Here is an 18,388-nt window from a genome sequence, read left to right on the forward strand (position 1 = left end):
GCGTGCCTCAGTTTCTGGCGCCGCGGGATTGGCCCACGGCGGATTGCATGGTGCGGACGACGACGAAGGCGTCGCGCAAGTGGGAGCGTTCGAAATCCGACAGTTCCGGGAGGGAGAGGAAATTGTCGGGGGCGGTGCCGGCGCGGACCTGTGCCGCCTGATGTTCAAGACGGGTGCGGGCAATCAGGTCATAGGCCTCGATCAGGTCGCGGGCACCGGAAGGGGAGATCACGCCCGCCTCGGCCGCGCCTTCCAGCCGGGCGCGGGTGTTCACCACAGGAAGGCGGCCGATCAGGGCGTAGACGCGGCCAAGATCGGTGACGGGAACGACGCCGTTATGCTTGAGGTCGATATGGTTCTTGTGTTCGCCCGAGCGGATGGTCGCGAAGCCGCGCAGAAGGCCGAGGGGTGGCGCGTGTTTCAGTGAATTGGCAACCATGTGGGCCACGAAGATGGAATTGCGGGCCGCCATGTCGAGCGTGTCTTCCTGCAGGGCGCGGAAGAGCGCGGGGTCGCCGCCGATGGGGCGCAGGTCGAACATGACGGAGGCGAGCATCTGGGCCATCGGGTCGGGTGTGGCCACCCAGCCCGCGAAATAGTCGCGCCAGACGCGCAGCGGTTGGCACCAGCGCGGGTTGGTGGCCATCATGTCGCCGGGGCAGAAGACATAGCCGCAGGCATCCAGCCCGTCAGAGACGAAGCGGGCGAGGCGGGCGAACCACTGCATATCCTCTGCCGTGGCGTCGTCCGAGACGATGAGACAGTTATCCTGATCCGAAACGCCGGTCTGTTCCTGCCGCCCCTGCGAGCCGCAGGCCAGCCAGCAATAGGGCACCGGCGCGGGGCCGAAATCCTGTTCGGCAAGGGAGAGCAGGCGGCGGGTGACGGTGTCGGCGATGTCGGTGATCAGGCGGGTGACCACCTCATGCGCGTTATGCGCGCCGACGAGTTGCGCGAGCAGGCGCGGGATGCGGGCCGTGACGGCGGCGAGTTCGGTCACATCGGCGGCGGTGGCGGCATCGCGGACGAATTGCGCGGAGGAGACGGCCTGAAAGCGGGTGAGGTCGGTCTGGGTGACGATGCCGACGAGATCGCCGCCCTCGACCACGGGAAGGTGGCCGATGCGGCGTTCCAGCATGACATGCAGCACGTCGGAGCCCAGCGCGTTGGGCGGCAGGGTGACCGGGTCGCGGGTCATCACCTGCGAGACGGGCAGATCGGGCGACAGGTCGGCGGCCAGCACCTTGTTGGTGAAGTCGCGCACGGTGACGAGGCCCGCGAAGCGGCCCGCTTCCGTCACGCCCAGCGACGACACGGATTTGTCGCGCATCAGGCGGGCTGCGGTGCGGATCGGGGTTTCGGCGGGGACGGTAAAGGGTTCGCGCGCCATGAGGCGTTCGACCTTTTGCCCCGTCAGATCGGATTCGCGGTGTTCGCTGCCGCGCCCGCGTTGGAAGAAGCGTTCGAAAGAGGGCTGTTCGGCGATCAGGCGGCGGAATTCGCCGGTGGGCAGCATGAGCAGGACGGCATCCTGCGTGACGCGGGCGGTGGTGACGGCAAGGCCGCTGCGCATCAGGCCGCGTTCGCCGAAGCTGTTCCTTGGGCCAAGGAGCGAGACGATGCCGCCGGAGGGTTCCAGCACCTCGACCGCGCCGCGTTTCACGAGGTAGAGGCCCTTGAGCGGTTCGCCCGCGTGATAGACCTCTTCACCGGCGTGGTATTCCCTGCGGCTGAAGGAACCGGCGACACGCGCCAACTCGTCCTGCGGCAGGCCATCATAGGGATGCACCGTTTCGAGAAAGGCGATGATGGTCTTCAACCCTTCGTCCATCGCGCCGACCTTGCATTGTCCTTTCCGTCATGGGGTGGGAAGCCCCGGCGCAGGGCCGGGACTTCCCGTTACTTTGATCAGTGGGCCTGAGCCGCACCGGCGCCTTTCGGCACGCGGATCGACTGGATCAGATCCTGCACGTCCTGCGGCGGAGCCTTGGTCATGCCGGAGATGATGTAGGCGACCACGAAGTTCAGCACCGCGCCGATCGGGCCGAAGGCCGCGGGCGAGATCCCGAAGAAGTGCGCATCGGGCGTGTTGGGATACACGTTCGTACCAGGGATGAAGAACCAGCCCAGGAAGAGGAAGATGTAGACCGCCGTCGAGATCAGACCGACCAGCATACCGGCGATGGCGCCTTCCTTGGTGACCTTGGTGGAGAAGATCCCCATCATCAGCACCGGGAAGATGGTCGCGGCCGCCAGACCGAAGGCCAGAGCCACCACCTGCGCGGCAAAGCCGGGCGGGTCGAGACCAAGCCAGGTGGCGAGGACGATCGCGAAGGCCATGGAGATACGCGCGGCCAGCAGTTCGCCCTTTTCGCTGATATCGGGCTTGAGAGCGCCCTTGATCAGGTCGTGGCTGATGGCCGAGGAGATGGCCAGCAGCAGGCCCGCAGCGGTGGACAGAGCCGCCGCCAGACCGCCTGCGGCGACCAGAGCGATGACCCAGCCCGGCAGCTTGGCGATTTCCGGGTTGGCGAGAACCATGATGTCGTTGTTCACCGTGGTCAGTTCGTTGCCGACGAGGCCACGTTCAGCAAGCGTCTGCCCGCCAAGCTGCACCTCGGCCAGCACCGCGTCGCGGGCCGTCGTGGCATCGGTCACGGCCTGTTCCAGCGGCGCCTTGTCGGCATCCGCAGCGGCATCGGCCAGCGCCTTTTTCGCATCGGCCAGCGCCTTGTTGGCGGCGGCAAGCGGTGCGGGTTCGTTGAAGTACTGGATCAGGCCGTCGCCGTTCAGGTCGGAATAGGCGAGGAGACCCGTCTTCTGCCAGTTGTTGACCCAGGAGAGTTCCGGGTTGCTTTCGATATCGGCCAGCGAAACCGCCGGAGCGTCGAAGGCAGACCCCGTCACGGCACCCGGCCAGAAGGTGGTGGTGATGTTCAGGCGCGCCATCGACCCGACCGCCGGGGCGACCGTGTAGAGCAGCGCGATGAACACCAGCGCCCAGCCAGCCGACGAACGGGCATCCGACACCTTCGGAACGGTGAAGAAGCGGATGATCACGTGCGGCAGACCGGCGGTACCGATCATGAGCGACATGGTCACGAGGAACATGTTGAGCATGTTCGACGTCGGCGCGGTGTAGGCGGCAAAGCCCAATTCCGTGACGACCGAGTCCAGCTTTTCAAGGAAGGCCACTTCGCCATTCGACGGGGCATAGCCGCCGATCAGGCCGAATTGCGGCAGGAAGCTGCCCGTCAGGCTCAGCGAGATGAAGATCGCCGGGATCGTGTAGGCGGTGATCAGAACGACATATTGCGCCACCTGCGTGTAGGTGATGCCCTTCATGCCGCCGAACACCGCATAGGCGAACACCACCGCCGAGCCGATCAGCAGACCGGTCGTCGTCGACACTTCGAGGAAGCGCGCGAAGGTCACGCCCACGCCCACCATCTGCCCGATCACGTAGGTGATCGAGATCACCAGAAGGCAGATCACGGCAACCATGCGGGCCGAGGTGGAGTAGAAGCGGTCGCCCACGAATTCCGGCACGGTGAACTTGCCGAATTTCCGCAGATAGGGGGCAAGCAGCAGCGCCAGAAGCACATAGCCGCCGGTCCAGCCCATCAGGAAGACCGAGTTGTTATAGCCACCGAAGGCGATCAGACCCGCCATCGAGATGAAGGAGGCGGCAGACATCCAGTCGGCTGCCGTCGCCATGCCGTTCACGACCGGGCCGACGCCCTGACCCGCGGCGTAGAATTCCGAGGTCGAGGCGGCGCGCGCCCAGAAGGCGATCCCGAAGTAAAGCGCGAAGGACAGGCCGATGACGATGAGGTTGAGGGTAAACTGATCCATCGCTTACTCCTCGACGCCGTGTTCTTTGTCGAGCTTGTTCATCTTGGCCGCGTAGGCGAAGATCAGCACGAGAAAGACGTAGATGGAACCGTTCTGCGCGAACCAGAATCCGAGATCGGCGCCGCCGATATGGATGCCCGAAAGCGCCGGACGCAGGATGATGCCCAAGCCGAAAGAGCAGACGAACCAGACCACCATCGAGATGGTGATGACCCGGATATTCGCTGCCCAATAGGCGTTGGACGATGTCTTGTCCGCCATGAGTGCTACTCCCTGAGGTTTCTTTTCTCCACACCCGCACCCCCCGACGGTTGGGGGATACGGCCTCCCTAGTTCACGCCGAAACGCGGCTTACGATGGCGGCGAGCGACTGGCGGATGCCGGCGATGGAGCCCATCGCGTCGATCCGTTCCAGCACGCCCTTGCCGTCGTAATAGGCGATCAGCGGAGCCGTCTGGGCGTGATAGGCCTTGAGCCGTTCACGCACCGTTTCGGCATTGTCGTCGGCGCGGCGCTTGAACGCCGTGCCGCCGCATTTGTCACAAGTGCCCGCCACGGCGGGCCGCTTGAATTCGTCATGATAGCCTTCGCCGCAGGTGCCGCAAGTGAAGCGGCCCGCGACGCGGCCGACCATCGCCTCGTCATCCACGTCAAGGCTGATGGCGGCGGTGACCTTCTGGCCTGCGGTCGCAAGCAGCGCGTCCAGCGCCGCCGCCTGCCCTGCCGTGCGGGGAAATCCGTCGAGGATGACGCCCTTCGCCACATCGGGCGCGGCCATGCGATCCCGGAGGATGGCGAGGACGATGTCGTCAGAGACGAGCTGCCCCGCCTCCATCACCGCCTTGGCCTGCCGGCCCGCCTCGGTGCCCGCCGCGACGGCGGCGCGCAGGAGGTCGCCGGTGGAGAGTTGGACCAGACCGAAATCCTCTTCCAGCATCCGCGCCTGCGTGCCCTTCCCGGCCCCCGGAGGGCCGAGAAGAATGAGGACGGCAGGTTTCGACATGACGTCGGTCATCCGCGGTTCATCCGGTTTTCGATGAGTTCATCGACGACGGAGGGATCGGCCAGCGTCGAGGTGTCGCCCAGCGCGCCGAAGTCGTTCTCGGCGATCTTGCGCAGGATGCGGCGCATGATCTTGCCCGAGCGGGTTTTCGGCAGGCCGGGGGCCCATTGGATGAGGTCGGGCTTGGCGATGGGGCCGATCTCGGTGCGGACCCATGCCTCCAGTTCCTTGCGGAGCGCGTCGGAGGGTTCCTCGCCCTTCATCAGGGTGACATAGGCATAGATGCCCTGCCCCTTGATGTCGTGCGGATAGCCCACGACCGCCGCTTCGGCCACCTTGGGATGGGCGACGAGGGCGGATTCCACCTCGGCCGTGCCCATGCGGTGACCGGAGACGTTGATCACGTCATCGACGCGGCCGGTGATCCAGTAATATCCGTCGGCGTCGCGGCGGCAGCCGTCGCCGGTGAAGTAATAGCCGCGATACTGGCCGAAATAGGCCTCTTCGAAGCGCTGGTGATCACCCCAGAGGGTGCGCATCTGCCCCGGCCAGCTATCGGCGATGCAGAGGACGCCGTCGGTGGCGGTTTCCGTCTGTTCCTGCGCAGTGGAGGGGTCGAGGATCACGGGTTTGACGCCGAAGAAGGGCTTGGTGGCCGAGCCGGGTTTCTGCGGGATGGCACCGGGCAGCGGGGTGATCAGGTGGCCGCCGGTCTCCGTCTGCCAGAAGGTATCGACGATGGGGCATTTCCCCTTGCCGACATGGGTGTTGTACCAGTTCCACGCCTCGGGGTTGATGGGTTCGCCGACAGAGCCGAGCAGGCGCAGCGACGAGAGGTCGTGCTTTTCCACCCATTCGGCGCCAAGGCCCATGAGCGAGCGGATCGCGGTGGGCGCGGTGTAGAACTGCGTGACCTTGTGCTTGGCGCAGACCTCCCAGAAGCGGCCGGCATCCGGGAAGGTGGGGACGCCCTCGAACATCACGGTGGTCGCGCCATTGGCCAGCGGGCCATAGACGATGTAGCTGTGGCCGGTGACCCAGCCCACATCGGCGGTGCACCAGAAGACGTCGCCGTCATGGTAGTCGAAGGTCATCTGATGGGTCATCGCGGCATAGACGAGATAGCCGCCGGAGGTGTGGACCACCCCCTTCGGCTTGCCGGTGGACCCCGAGGTGTAAAGGATGAAGAGCGGGTCTTCCGCGCCGACTTCGGTATAGGCGCAATAGGGCGCGGCCTCGGCCATTTCGGCCTTCACGTCGATGTCGCGGCCTTCGGTCCAGCTTGTCTGGTCGCCCGTATGCTTCACGACGAGGCATTTCACATGGTCGTTGCAATGCAGGAGCGCCGCATCGGTGTTGCCCTTGAGCGGGGTCTTCTTGCCGCCGCGCGGGGCCCAGTCGGCGGTGATGACGATCTTGGCTTCGGAATCGTTGATGCGGTTGGCGAGCGCGTCGGGCGAGAAACCACCGAAGACGACGGAGTGGATCGCGCCGATCCGTGCGCAGGCCAGCATGGCATAGGCCGCCTCGGGGATCATTGGCAGGTAGAGGACGACGCGGTCGCCCTTCTTCACCCCGTGCTTCTTCAGCACATTCGCCATGCGGCAGGTATTTTCCAGAAGCTGCGCATAGGTGATGTGCTGCGCGGGGGTCTTGGGATCATCGGGTTCCCAGATGATCGCGGTCTGATTGGCGCGGCGCATCATGTGACGGTCGATGCAATTGGCGCTGACGTTCAGCGTGCCGTCCTCGAACCATTTGATCGAGACATTGCCGAAGTCGAAGGAGGTGTTCTTGACGATCGTGTAGTCGGAGATCCAGTCGATCCGCTTGCCCTGTTCGGCCCAGAAGGCGACGGGGTCGGCCACCGATGCGGCATACATCCGCTCGTAGGACGCCGCATCGACATGCGCCTTCGAGATGAAATCGGCAGAGGCCGTATAGACCCCCTGCTGCTGCACCGTATCTGCCATGGGTTCTCCTCCGGTAAGACCGCGATGCCCGCATACGCCCCGCCAGAAGGAGCGCCTCACGGTTTCGCTACTATAGTTGATGTGCAGTTAATTACCAACAAGTCATTGAAGTCTATGATATTTTCTGTAAATTGCTTTACATTTATCGCATCTTTCTGTGAATTTCTTTACACAGCCTCGGGTAAGCCCCTTCAATTCCATGGTTATTTCACTGCGGTTTTTTGGACAGACTGGCCATTCCGGTGCCGGTCATAATGTCGCATCGGTCTTGACCTTACGCCGCGCGCGGTCCTGCGGGGCCCCTGCGGGGCAAGCCCCCACCGCCCTGTACGGGCGGAAGAGACTCAGGTGACAGTCCTTGCCAGATCGGGATGGCGAGTCGTTTCCGGATGACGGGTCGCGCGACCTTTTCCAACAAAAGGCAGGGCTGCAGCCCGCTTTGGTGTCGCAAGGGCAGGTTGCGGGTTTCCCAGTTCAACGGGGGCCGACCACCGCACCGCACAGGGCCGGCAGTGGGACCGAGGCTTAGAATTCGGCCCAGGCATTCTGCCGGACAGGGTTGGCGCGGGGGCCGTTCACCACGGCGGCGGCGGCGGCGGTCCAGTCGACGACATTGGCCTCGATCACCGCCCCCTTCCGTTCGGCCGGGCGAGGCCGTGCTTCCGTTCTTGGCGTTTCGGGGCGCTGATGTGTGCGGAAGCCGGACAGGGCGACGATCAGGTCACCCGATTGCGTCTGCAACGTCGCGGCGGCGGCAGAGGTTTCCTCGGCGACGGCACTGTTCTGCTGTGTGACATTGTCGAGCTGATTGACCCCGGCATTCACCTCGGCCAAGCCTCGCGCCTGTTCCGATGCGGCAACGGCGATGTCGGCCACCAAACTGGCGGCCTCGTTCGCGCGCACGAGGATTTCGGCAAGGCTCTCGCCGGCCTTGCGGACGAGGGCGGACCCCTCATCGACGCGGCGGGTGCTGTCGGAGATCAGCGTCTTGATCTCGCGCGCCGAGTCAGAGGCGCGCTGGGCCAGAAGGCGGACCTCGGAGGCAACGACCGCAAAGCCGCGGCCGGCCTCTCCGGCGCGGGCGGCCTCTACCCCGGCGTTCAGGGCAAGGAGGTTGGTCTGGAAGGCGATATCCTCGATGACGCCGATGATCCGGGTGATCTGTTCCGCCCCCTTTTCGATTCCCTGCATGGCGGCGACGGCATCCTGCACGATCTCGGCCCCACGCTCGGCCCCCTTGCGGTTTCCGAAGCTGGCATCCTGCGCCATCTTGGCGCGTTCGGCGGTGGAGGCCACGGATTGCGTCAGCTCGGTCAGGGCGGCGGCGGATTGCTCCAGCGTGGCGGCCTGCGTCTCGGCCCGGGTGGAGAGTTCGCGGCTTGCATCCGTGATCTCTACCGCCCCGACGCGCACATTGCGGGCTATGCCATTCACCTGTTCGATCATGACCCCGAACCGTTCGATCACCGAGTTGAAGCTTTCGCGCAGGCTGTCATAGGCGGGAGGAAATGGATTGTCGGGCGTCGAGGCGATGGGGGTCATCAGGTCGCCATCGGCCAGCCGCGCAAGCCCGGACCTGAGATCGGCCACGACACGGGAAAGCTCTGCCTGCTGCTGCATCCGTTCCCCTTCCTGCGCGGCGGCGGATGCGGCAAGTCTTGCACCCGCGCTCAGATCGTTGCGCAGGCTGACGCAGGCACGGGCGAGGGCGCTGATCTCATCCTGGGTGGAAGGGGGCGTGATGACGACGTCATAGTCGCGCTTTTCCAGTCGGTTGACGATGTCGACCATGGCGCGGACCGGCGAAAGGGCCCGGCTGATGAAATGGCGGCTGGCTAAGACGGCCACCAGGAGCAAGGCGAGCGTCGGCAAGACGAGTTGGAGAACGGTGGTAAGGACGAGGCTGCCCACCGTGGCGATGGGCACGCCGGCGAAGATGGCGCCACTGAGACGGCCTTGCCCGTCGAACACGGGTTCATAGCGGGTGATATAGGGTTCGCCCATGATGTCGGCCTCGCCGACATAGACCTGCCCGGCGATCAGGGCCTGATGGGCAGGCCCTGCCGGATCAAGTTGCGTGCCCACCGCGCGCGTCCCCTCGGCCGTCTTGATGCTTGTCATCAGCCGTTCGAAGCGTTGCCCCTCGGGAAGAAGCTGGAAGTAGGTTGCATGGATGTCCAAGGTATTCATGACCTTGTCCACGATGGATGGATCGATCCTGACCGGGGAAGTCGTCCGTGCCAGATCGCCGACCGTTTCGGGGCGGGGTGGCGCCGATGCGAAGCCCTCCGCCGAACTGGCCAGAGTGGAGGCAAAGCCGGCGAGGGCGTAATCGACACGGTCCAGCGCCAGATGCGCCATCTCGCGGCGTTCGATGATGATGGAGAGCACCGATATCAGGATCGCCACCAGTGAGAGGAAGCCTGCGACGATGGTCACCAGCTTCGACTTGAGCGACATGCGCGTGAAGAATTCCATGCTTTCCCTCCAGGATCGGGCGGCGGAGCGCCCCTTGTTCAGAAAAGTTCGATCGCGCCACCCGCGGCGGGCGCCGGCGGCGGGCCTGCCGCCACCTCATGGCTGTCGACGAGAAGCAACTGCTGCGCCCTGCCCGTCTCCGGCCAGAAGCGGACGCGGCGGGCCTGCATGCCCCCCAGACTTTGCGCAGAGACCGCGATCCCCTCTCCCCGCAGGAAGGCAAGCGCGGCCTCGCCATTCCTGTGGCCGATGTCGGGAAGGCCCTTGATCATCCGCGCCCCGCCAAAGAGCTTGGCCACCAGACGGTCGCGCCGCCCCCCCATCTTGAGCAGGCTGTTGACCAGTTGCTCCATCGCCGCCGAGGCATAGCGGATGTCGCGCGCACCGGGCACATCCGGCAACAGGAAGTGGTTCATCCCGCCGATCCTGCGGACCGGGTCATGCAGGCAGGCTGCCACGCAGGACCCCAGAACCGTCGTGAGGACGAGATCAGGCTTGTCGGAAACGACATGCTCGCCCTGCACGACATGGATGGTCTGCGATTCGCGCAGGGAGATCATGGCTGCCCCCGGTATCCGGCATGCGTCTGGCCATGGCCTGCGAGCAGGGCCTGACCGATGCGGTCGATGGGCAGAACCGCGACGGCCGCATCGGCCGCGACCGCGGCACCGGGCATTCCCCAGACGATGCTGGTCCTGCGATCCTGCGCGATCGTATGCGCCCCGGCCCGGCGCAAGGCGGCAAGCCCCAGCGCCCCGTCGGTTCCCATGCCCGTGAGAAGCGCCGCCGAAACACGCCGTCCCCTGGCAAGGGCGGACTCGAAAAGCGGATCGACGGCCGGCCTGTGCCCATGGACCGGTGCCGTCGCCACGAGGGCGCAGCGCGGCGTCACCGGGCCCGAAACGGTAAGGTGCCGTTCGGCATCCGCCGCGAAGTAGACGGTGCCCCGTTGCAGCGCGAGGCCATGCGAGGCCTCGACGATCCGCGGACGGCAACGCAGATTCAGCCGCTGGACAAGACCGGGGATGAAGCCGTCGCGGATGTGCTGCACGACAAGGGTCGGCGGGCAGTCGGCGGGGAAGGCCGTCAGGACGGTTTCGATCGCGGCGATTCCGCCGGTCGATGCGCCGACGAGGACAAGTTCGGGAAGATCGGCCTGCCCTTCCATGATTGTCGTCCCGGCACCCCCCCCTGCCCTGCCGGCAAGCAGGTCGTCGATCCTGTCCTGCGGGCGAAGTGGCACGAGCGGCGCGCGGTCGGGCAACGGGATGCGCAGGGGAATGGTGCCCTGCTCCGCATAGAAAAGGACCGCCGTCCCCAACAGTTCCGCCAGACGGATGACGCCTTCCATTTCGGGTTCGGCAAGAAAATCGGCCGCCATCGCGAGGATGTCGGGAACCATCTCTTCGGCCATCGGGTAGATTTCGTTGAGCGAGGCAGCCTGCAGCACCTGATGCGACTGATGGCCCCGCAAGAGGTGACGGCGCCTCGGCGCCTGCGGATCGGCAAGGATGACCACCATGCGCTGGCGGTTCGGCCCCATGTCGCCGTGCGTACGCTTCTGTTCCGACATGCGGACCCCTGCTCTCTGACGCCGCAAAGGTCGCACGAGGGCGTAAATGAAGTGTTTTCGCCCCCGCAAAACACCGACAAAGATTTTTTCCGGCAGCCGGGTTGCAGAAACCAAGCCTTAACTCCCCGTGTTCCATTCTTTGCCCGAGAGGTTGCGGTGCGGGATGTGCGGGGTGCGTTGCCCTGCGGTCCCGCCCGATGACCTCGCCATCTGGGGCGTGTCATGACGGAACACTTCACCTTGCCGGAGAGATTGGACAGTTCTGCCGCACCGGCGCTGCTGGCGGCGCTGCGGGCGCATATGGGCAAGCCGCTGGTCCTTGACGCCGATGGGGTGGAATTGATCGGCGCGCTGGCCTTCGAGGTGATCATCGCCGCCGGTCGGCAGTGGGAGGCGGATGGTCAGACCCTGTCGGTCCACCGGCCATCGACGCGTTTCGCGGCTGCGTGCAGGACACTCGGCCTGTGCTGCGAGGCCCCGTGGCAGGGCATAGAAATCGGTTCTGCAGAGAAGAGGGAGCTGGGGGAATGACGATCCGAATCCTTGCCATAGACGACAGCCCGACGATGCGCGGTCTGGTCGCCGCCGCGCTGGAGCCGAGCGGGTTCGACCTGCATCTGGCTGAGGATGGCATTGCGGGTCTGGACATTCTGGACAAGGCCGATCCGCATCTGGTGATCACGGACATCAACATGCCGCGCCTTGACGGGTTCGGCGTGATCGAGGGGGTGAGGGCAAGCGCATCGCATGCGAGCGTGCCGATCCTCGTGCTGACCACCGAAAGCGGCAGCGACCTGAAGGATCGCGCCCGACGTGCCGGGGCCACGGGGTGGATCGTGAAGCCCTTCGACGACAGCCGCCTGATCCAGACGATCAACCGTGTGCTGGGGCTGTGAAGATGAGCGTGAGCGATTCATTGCGCGTCGCCTTTTTCGAGGAATGCGAAGACTTGCTGATGCGCATGGGCGAAGGGCTGCGCCGCATCCCCGACGAGGCGCAGCGCAACGAACTGGAAACGATCCATGATGTCTTTCGCGCCGTGCACTCCATCAAGGGAGGGGCGGGGGCCTTCGGCCTGACGGTGCTTGTCGGTTTCGCCCATGCCTTCGAGACGGTGCTGGATCTGATGCGGAGCGGTAACCTGCACCCCGATCCGGCGACCATGCACACGCTCATCCGGGCCTATGACGTGCTTTCCGACCTTGTCGCCGCGGCGCGCGACGGGCGGGAAGAGCCGGAGGCGCTGTCGCATCTGTTGCTGGAACTGGACGTTCTGGCAGAGGGTGCCTCGGCACCGGAGGATGACGAAGCCGCGCTCGCCTTCGAGCCCATGAAGATCGACATCTTCCCTCTCTCGGGCGCGTCTGAGCCAACGCCGGAAGCGGGCGGCTTCACGATAGATCTGGAAACGAGTGCCGCGCTCTTTGCCGCAGGGCATGAGCCTCTGGCGCTCTTTCTGGCCTTGGGGGAGTTGGGCAGGGCAACGATCACGGCGGATCTTTCGGACGTCCCCCCCCTGACCTACCTTGATCTTTCCAGTCCGCGGCTGCGTTGGCATCTGGAGCTTGAGACAGCGGCGCCTGAAACGGAGGTGCTGTCGATCTTCGGCTTTGTCGATGATCTCGCCCGTGTCACGGTAAAGCCCTTGCAAGCGGCTGGCGGGCTGGATGCGTCGGGCGAGGAGCAGCCCTCGGGCGATACAGCGCAACGGCAGCGCTTCGAAACCGTGCCCTCCCCCGCGCGATTGGCGGAGGTCACCCCTCGAACCCCTGCCACCCCGGCACCGGCGGTGCTGCCCGCGATGACGACGATCCGCGTCAGCCTCGATCGCGTCGATCGGCTGATCAATCAGATCGGCGAACTGGTCATCATGGAGGCGATGCTGTCCCAGGCAATCTCCTTTGCCGGGCTGAGCAAGGACGACGACATTTCGGGCAGCCTCGAGGGTATCAAGCAACTGGCCGCGAAGATCCAGGAAAGCGTCATGGCAATCCGCGCGCAGCCCCTGAAATCCTTGTTCCAGCGTATGGAGCGGATCACGAGAGAGGCAGCGGACGCCACCCAGAAGCAGGTCCGCCTCGAAGTCTTCGGAGAGACCACGGAAGTCGACAAGACCGTCATCGAACGCCTCGTCGATCCCTTGACGCATATGATCCGCAACTCGGTCGACCATGGCATCGAAACAGCCGAACAGCGCCGTTCTGCGGGAAAGCCCGCCGAGGGCGTCATCACCCTCTCGGCGGCCCATCGATCAGGGCGCGTCGTGATCGAGGTGACCGACGACGGGGCCGGCATCAACCGGACGAAGGTGAGGGAGATCGCCGAGGAACGGGGCATCATCCCGCCCGCGGCGCAACTTTCCACGGCCGAGATCGACAACCTTCTGTTCCTCCCGGGTTTCTCGTCGAAGGCGGAGGTTTCGGCGCTTTCCGGGCGCGGGGTTGGGCTGGATGTCGTCCGACGCGAGATCCAGTCGCTGGGTGGACGGGTCTCGATCCAGTCGAACCCCGGGCAGGGGACGGGCTTCACCATCGCCCTGCCCCTGACGCTGGCCGTTCTGGAGGGCATGCTGATCGGCGTCGGTAAAGAGACGATGATCCTGCCGATTTCGGCAATCATCGAAACGCTCAGACCGCACGAGTCGGAAATCCACTGCCTCGGCCGCAGCGGGCGCGTCATCGCAAAGCGCGGCGAGATGATCCCCATCATCGATCTTGCCCAAAGTTTCGGCTTTGCGCCGACAGACGATGACCAGCGCCAGGTGCTGATCCTTGTCGAGTGCGATTCTGGTCGACGCGCGGCGCTTGCTGCGGACCAGATCTTCGACCAGCGGCAGGTCGTCATAAAGAGCCTAGAAGACAATTACGGAACCGTTCCGGGCATTTCGGCAGCCACTATCCTCGGAGACGGTCGGATCGCCCTCATCGTCGACCCGGAAGAAATCGTCCAGCGCGCGGTTGCCGACACGAAGACCCTGCCCCTTGCAGTCAATGGATAGACCATGCAGCAGATGATACTCCAGAACGCCGCCGACCAGAGCGACTATGTCTGCTTCCGGATCGGAGAGCAGGATTACTGCATCGATATCGAAGTGGTCCGTGAAATCCGGGGCTGGACCCCGGCCACGGTACTTCCGCATTCGCCCAGATATGTGACCGGGGTCATAAATCTGCGCGGCTCCGTGGTGGCGGTCGTCGATCTGGCCGCGCGGCTCGGCATCGGCAAGACCGAACCCACGCCCCGTCACGTCGTCATCATCGTGGCTTTCGGAAACCAGATCGTCGGCCTGTTGGCGGATGTAGTGTCGGATATCCTCGGCATCGACGAGGCGGCGATGAAACCCGTGCCCGACGTGGCATCCGACGGGGCGGCCGCCTTCATCAGCAAGGTCATCGCGCTCGAGGATGGACGCATGCTGCGCAAGCTTGATCTGGCGGCGGTGCTCCCCGGCAAGGATCAAGAGGCCACATGATGGTGGCAGTTCCAAGGCCGGAGGCGCAGGGTCAGGCAGAACCGGGTTGCGGTCTCTCGTCCCTGCCCGGGCACGAGAGGGCGGGCCATGGGCCGGACTCCCTTTCGGATGCAGAATTCGCTGCAGTCACCCGATTGATCCACCGGGAGACCGGGATCGTGATCACATCCACCAAGAAGAGCATGCTGGAATCGCGTCTGTCCCGTCGTGTGCGCGGGCTGGGTCTGAACAGTCTCTCGGACTATGTCACGGTACTTCGCGGGCCCGGCGCGGAGGCAGAACGGCGGGGGTTGGTATCGGCGGTCACCACGAATGTCACCGGATTCTTCCGGGAGCCGCATCATTTCAAGGCGCTTGCCCAAATCGGGAAGCCCCTTGTCGAACGGGCGCGCTCCGGCGGAAGGGTACGCCTGTGGTCGGCAGGCTGTTCGACCGGGCAGGAGGCTTTCAGCATGGCGGCCACACTGCTTGACCTCGCGCCAGACATCGCGCGGTATGATCTGCGCATCCTCGCGACCGACATCGACCCTGTCGTCATCGAGACCGCACGGACCGGGGTCTTCGATCACCACAGTCTCGGCGAACGACCGCCGCCAGAGCTTGCACGTTTCCTCAAGGACGGGCCGCAGGCGGGCCAGATGGTGGTCTCGACGGAGTTGCGGGACCTGATACGGTTCGAGGAACTGAACCTCCTGCCGACCTGGCCCTTTCAAGGGAATTTCGACGTCATCTTTTGCCGCAACGTAGTGATCTATTTCGACGCCGAGACACGGCGAGATCTCTGGATGCGCTTTGCTGCAAGGATGCCGGAGGGCGGGATGCTTTTCATCGGGCATTCGGAACGGATGGATCCGAGGCTGGACCCGTTTTTCGCGCCCGTCGGGGTCACCCAGTATCGGCGGACTGCCATGAAGGTCCCGGTCGGGGGCGCGATGACAAGGCCGATCATCGGATCGGAAGGGGGATAGACATGTCGCTCAGGTTTTCGCTTACTATGATGGTGGTCGATGACATGACGGTCAGCCGTTGCCTTGTCGAACAGGCGCTGGACGAGATCGGCATCAAGAAGGTGCAATATGAAAACAGCGCCGAGGTTGCGCTGAGGAAGCTTGCCAGCAATCCGGTGCATCTGGTGCTTTCGGATTTCAACATGCCGGGCATGGATGGCCTGTCCCTGCTGGAAGCGCTGCGGATGAACCGTTCCACGCAGAGGATCGGCTTCATCCTGATGACCGGCCGCGCGAGCAAGGAGATCATCACCCGCGGGCATTCCCTCGGAATGAACAACTTCATCAGCAAACCGTTCAGCACACTCGGCCTGAAGGTCTGCATCGAAAAGGTGGTCGGTGCCCTATGATCTTTGTCGGCGACGAAAGCGAGAGGGCCAGTCCGGTACAGGCCCCGCCCGCTTGCTCTGTGCAACAGCTGCTGGCAGCCTGCGCGGCCGAGATGCGGCGGCAGGCGGGCGCGATGGCGGCGCTGGACGCGACGCTTGCCCGACTGGTGGAGCAGATGCGCAGGCAGGTCGGCCCGATAGAGGCCGCGTTGCGGCTGCCGCCCGAGGCGCTGCACGGCCTGCAAAGGGCGGATCATCTGCGTCAGGAGGTCGAGGGGCTGGCGGGCGTGTTGGAGTTGCTGGTTCGTGCCGGGCGGATGGACGCCATGATATCGACCGACCTGCTGCGCGCCTGCGCCCCTTTGGCGGATCTTCAGGACAGGCTTCTGAGCGGTCACCTTCCGCCGACGGGGGGCGGATCGACCTGACCGACCCTGACCTGCATCATGCTTTCCGCAAGTCGCAAGGCGGGTGCCCTGAGCGTGACAGAACGCTTTCGGACGATGTTCGAGATGGCGGCTCGGTCACGAACGGTCTTTCCTTCGCCCCGAAACAGGTCACAGACATGCCTGCGCCGGAGCAATGCCCATCATGGCCGTTCCGGCCGCCCTCCATGAGCGGGCGGACCCTACCACCCCTAGGGATTGAGGAACCGGTGGCGCCGGAGATGTTCTGTCACTGGGAGCGAGGTGCGGCGAAACATGCGCGTCGGTGCAACGTGACGCCCGGGGGGCAACACAACTTGGGAACTGCATGACATCCGGGCGGCAGGAACGCAGGGGGCGAAAGTCCTAGCCCGAACAAGACCCGCGCCTTGCGCATTTGGGTGGGCAGCCATCAGGTTGGCAAACGACAGGTCGACGCGCACCGCCGGCGGCAGGCGCGCGAGGCTGCGGCATGGGGCAACGGGGATCGCGCGGCGATCCCCGCACAGATCCATTATCCGGCGGATCGATAGGCAGGTGGAAGGGAGAGTGCCATACGTCCGACCTTCGGCCTTGTCTCGCTTGCGCGCGACGTCATGCCGGGGGGACCAAGGCGGAATTTCATCAGGACATCGTTCATCGCAGCCGTTTCACGGTCGAGATCGGAGGTGATCGAGGTCGCGCTCTGCGCCATGGCCGTGTTCTGCTGCGTCACCTCGTTCAGGCGATCCACGCTGGAGGCGATCTGCGCCAGGCCCGATGCCTGTTCTTCGGCGGCCTCGGCAATCGTCACCACGATGTCCCGGATATTGGAGACACCTATCACCATATCGCCAATCGCATTGCCCGTCCGATCCACGAGGGTCACGCTTTCGTTGACGCTGCGTGCGCTTTCGCCGATCAGACGCTTGATCTCCTGCGCGGCCTCGGCCGAGCGCTGCGCCAGATCGCGCACCTCAAGGGCGACGACCGCGAAACCGCGGCCGCTTTCGCCGGCGCGGGCTGCCTCGATCCCGGCATTGAGGGCGAGGAGGTTGGTCTGGAAGGCGATCTGGTCGATCGTGCCAATGATGCGTTCTATCTTGCCGGAAGAGGATTCGAGGCTTTTCATCGCCACGACGGTCTGCTGCATGACCTGCGAGACATGCTGCGCATTGTCCGTGACGGAGCTGACGAGGCGGCGCGCCTCGCGCGTGCTTTCAGTGGTCTGCTGGACCGTGGTGGTGATCTGCGTCAGGGCTGCGGCGCTTTGATCGATGGAGGTTGCCTGCTGCTCTGTCCGATGGGTCAGGCTGTCGGAGGAGCGCCGCAACTCCTGCGACTGGCCGCGCACATTCAGCGAACTGTCGCGGATCTGCTGCATCGTCGTTTGCAGGCGATCGAGGGCACCGTTGAAATCCGATGACAGCCGGTCAAACAGGGGCGACAGCTGCATCACCGGGACGCGCTGTTCAAGATCGCCATCCGCGAGGGCATTGAAGGCGTTGCCGATGGTGTCGAGGAAGGAGGTCTTGTCGGTGATGTCGCTGCAGAACTTGGTGAACTTGACGATGTTGCCCTTTTCGTCGCGGATCGGGGTATAGGCCCCCTCGACCCAGACTTCGCGGCCGGATTTCGTGCGCCGGTGGAATTCCGATTGCACATGTTCGCCACTGCGCAGCCTGTCCCAGAAGGCGCGGTAGGCGGGCGACTGCACCTCGGCCGGGTCGACGAAGATGGAGTGATGCTTTCCCACGATCTCATCGAGGGCATAGCCCATCAGTTTGAGGAAGTTATCGTTCGCCGACAGGATGTTGCCGTTCAGGTCGAAGTCGATCTTGGCCTGCCTGCGGCTGATGGCGCGCATCTGTTCGCCGAAATCGACATTCTCCAGCCGTGCATTGGCATCGGCCCATTCCACGACATAGCCGGAAATGCCCCAGAAGGAGCGGAGCGGTGTGACGATCAGATCGAAGGATTTGGGGCCGATGCGGATGGTTGCGCGATGCGTCTCGCGCAGGGCGGCAAGCATGGCGCGCTGATGCGCGGGGGTCTTGTGGAAGATGTCGATCCTGCTGCCGATCAGCCGGTCCACGGCGAATTGCGGCATGTCGCGGCGAAGCTGATCTTCGGATTGGCGGAGGAATTCGCGCAGGGACGGATTGACATAGGTGATCCGCAGGCGCCTGTTCGCGATCATGACATTCGCCTGCAACGACTCCACCGCCTTGAAGACCAGCCTGCGGTTGGGCAGAAAATCGAACAACATCTGCTGTCACGTCCCCTTTGCTGCG

At 64.5% G+C, this 18,388-nt stretch carries 16 protein-coding genes; 7 read left to right on the forward strand and 9 right to left on the reverse strand.

Annotated elements, in window-relative coordinates; all coding sequences use genetic code 11:
* Window positions 1-7: 7 nt before the first annotated feature.
* From TabM4_RS18125 to TabM4_RS18160, 8 genes are all read right to left on the reverse strand, one after another.
* A complete protein-coding gene (locus TabM4_RS18125) occupies window positions 8-1,831 on the reverse strand; it encodes a DUF294 nucleotidyltransferase-like domain-containing protein (protein ID WP_434615631.1) in 1,824 nt (607 codons plus the stop codon).
* 77 nt (window positions 1,832-1,908) lie between these two features.
* Window positions 1,909-3,855: a sodium:solute symporter family protein gene (locus TabM4_RS18130; protein ID WP_434615634.1), complete on the reverse strand. Its 1,947-nt coding sequence runs from the start codon at window positions 3,853-3,855 to the stop codon at window positions 1,909-1,911.
* A gap of 3 nt (window positions 3,856-3,858) precedes the next feature.
* Window positions 3,859-4,116 (reverse strand): DUF4212 domain-containing protein, encoded by a 258-nt coding sequence (locus TabM4_RS18135; RefSeq protein ID WP_434615637.1) that lies wholly within the window; start codon window positions 4,114-4,116, stop codon window positions 3,859-3,861.
* 73 nt (window positions 4,117-4,189) lie between these two features.
* Window positions 4,190-4,870, reverse strand: a complete 681-nt coding sequence (locus tag TabM4_RS18140; protein WP_434615640.1) for an adenylate kinase — start codon at window positions 4,868-4,870, stop codon at window positions 4,190-4,192.
* Window positions 4,867-6,831 carry an acetate--CoA ligase gene (gene acs / locus TabM4_RS18145; RefSeq protein WP_434615643.1) on the reverse strand — a complete coding sequence of 655 codons (1,965 nt, stop codon included), beginning with the start codon at window positions 6,829-6,831 and terminating at the stop codon, window positions 4,867-4,869. The genes TabM4_RS18140 and acs overlap by 4 nt, the downstream gene beginning before the upstream one ends.
* A 525-nt stretch (window positions 6,832-7,356) precedes the next feature.
* Window positions 7,357-9,309 (reverse strand): methyl-accepting chemotaxis protein, encoded by a 1,953-nt coding sequence (locus tag TabM4_RS18150; RefSeq protein WP_434615646.1) that lies wholly within the window; start codon window positions 9,307-9,309, stop codon window positions 7,357-7,359.
* 38 nt (window positions 9,310-9,347) lie between these two features.
* Window positions 9,348-9,869, reverse strand: a complete 522-nt coding sequence (locus TabM4_RS18155) for a chemotaxis protein CheD (protein ID WP_434615649.1) — start codon at window positions 9,867-9,869, stop codon at window positions 9,348-9,350.
* Window positions 9,866-10,882 carry a CheB methylesterase domain-containing protein gene (locus TabM4_RS18160; protein WP_434615652.1) on the reverse strand — a complete coding sequence of 339 codons (1,017 nt, stop codon included), beginning with the start codon at window positions 10,880-10,882 and terminating at the stop codon, window positions 9,866-9,868. The genes TabM4_RS18155 and TabM4_RS18160 overlap by 4 nt, the downstream gene beginning before the upstream one ends.
* A gap of 222 nt (window positions 10,883-11,104) precedes the next feature.
* On the opposite strand from TabM4_RS18160, the gene TabM4_RS18165 reads away from it, so the two are divergent.
* From TabM4_RS18165 to TabM4_RS18195, 7 genes are all read left to right on the forward strand, one after another.
* Complete coding sequence (locus TabM4_RS18165; RefSeq protein WP_434615655.1) at window positions 11,105-11,413, forward strand: STAS domain-containing protein; 309 nt, start codon at window positions 11,105-11,107, stop codon at window positions 11,411-11,413.
* Window positions 11,410-11,778, forward strand: coding sequence for a response regulator (locus TabM4_RS18170; RefSeq protein ID WP_434615658.1), 369 nt, complete (start codon window positions 11,410-11,412; stop codon window positions 11,776-11,778). The genes TabM4_RS18165 and TabM4_RS18170 overlap by 4 nt, the downstream gene beginning before the upstream one ends.
* A gap of 2 nt (window positions 11,779-11,780) precedes the next feature.
* A complete protein-coding gene (locus TabM4_RS18175) occupies window positions 11,781-13,880 on the forward strand; it encodes a chemotaxis protein CheA (protein ID WP_434615661.1) in 2,100 nt (699 codons plus the stop codon).
* Window positions 13,881-13,883: 3 nt separating this feature from the next.
* Window positions 13,884-14,354 carry a chemotaxis protein CheW gene (locus tag TabM4_RS18180; protein ID WP_434615664.1) on the forward strand — a complete coding sequence of 157 codons (471 nt, stop codon included), beginning with the start codon at window positions 13,884-13,886 and terminating at the stop codon, window positions 14,352-14,354.
* Window positions 14,355-14,416: 62 nt separating this feature from the next.
* Window positions 14,417-15,322 (forward strand): CheR family methyltransferase, encoded by a 906-nt coding sequence (locus TabM4_RS18185; RefSeq protein WP_434622167.1) that lies wholly within the window; start codon window positions 14,417-14,419, stop codon window positions 15,320-15,322.
* Between the two features lie 2 nt (window positions 15,323-15,324).
* Window positions 15,325-15,711, forward strand: coding sequence for a response regulator (locus tag TabM4_RS18190; protein ID WP_434615667.1), 387 nt, complete (start codon window positions 15,325-15,327; stop codon window positions 15,709-15,711).
* 59 nt (window positions 15,712-15,770) lie between these two features.
* Entirely contained in the window at window positions 15,771-16,118 is a 348-nt protein-coding gene (locus tag TabM4_RS18195) for a hypothetical protein (protein WP_434615670.1), read from the forward strand.
* Window positions 16,119-16,629: 511 nt separating this feature from the next.
* On the opposite strand, the gene TabM4_RS18200 is transcribed toward TabM4_RS18195, so the two are convergent.
* Window positions 16,630-18,363, reverse strand: a complete 1,734-nt coding sequence (locus TabM4_RS18200; RefSeq protein ID WP_434615673.1) for a methyl-accepting chemotaxis protein — start codon at window positions 18,361-18,363, stop codon at window positions 16,630-16,632.
* Window positions 18,364-18,388: the final 25 nt, after the last annotated feature.

This window comes from Tabrizicola sp. M-4, assembly GCF_051132405.1.
In the GTDB taxonomy this organism is placed as follows: Bacteria; Pseudomonadota; Alphaproteobacteria; order Rhodobacterales; family Rhodobacteraceae; genus Paragemmobacter.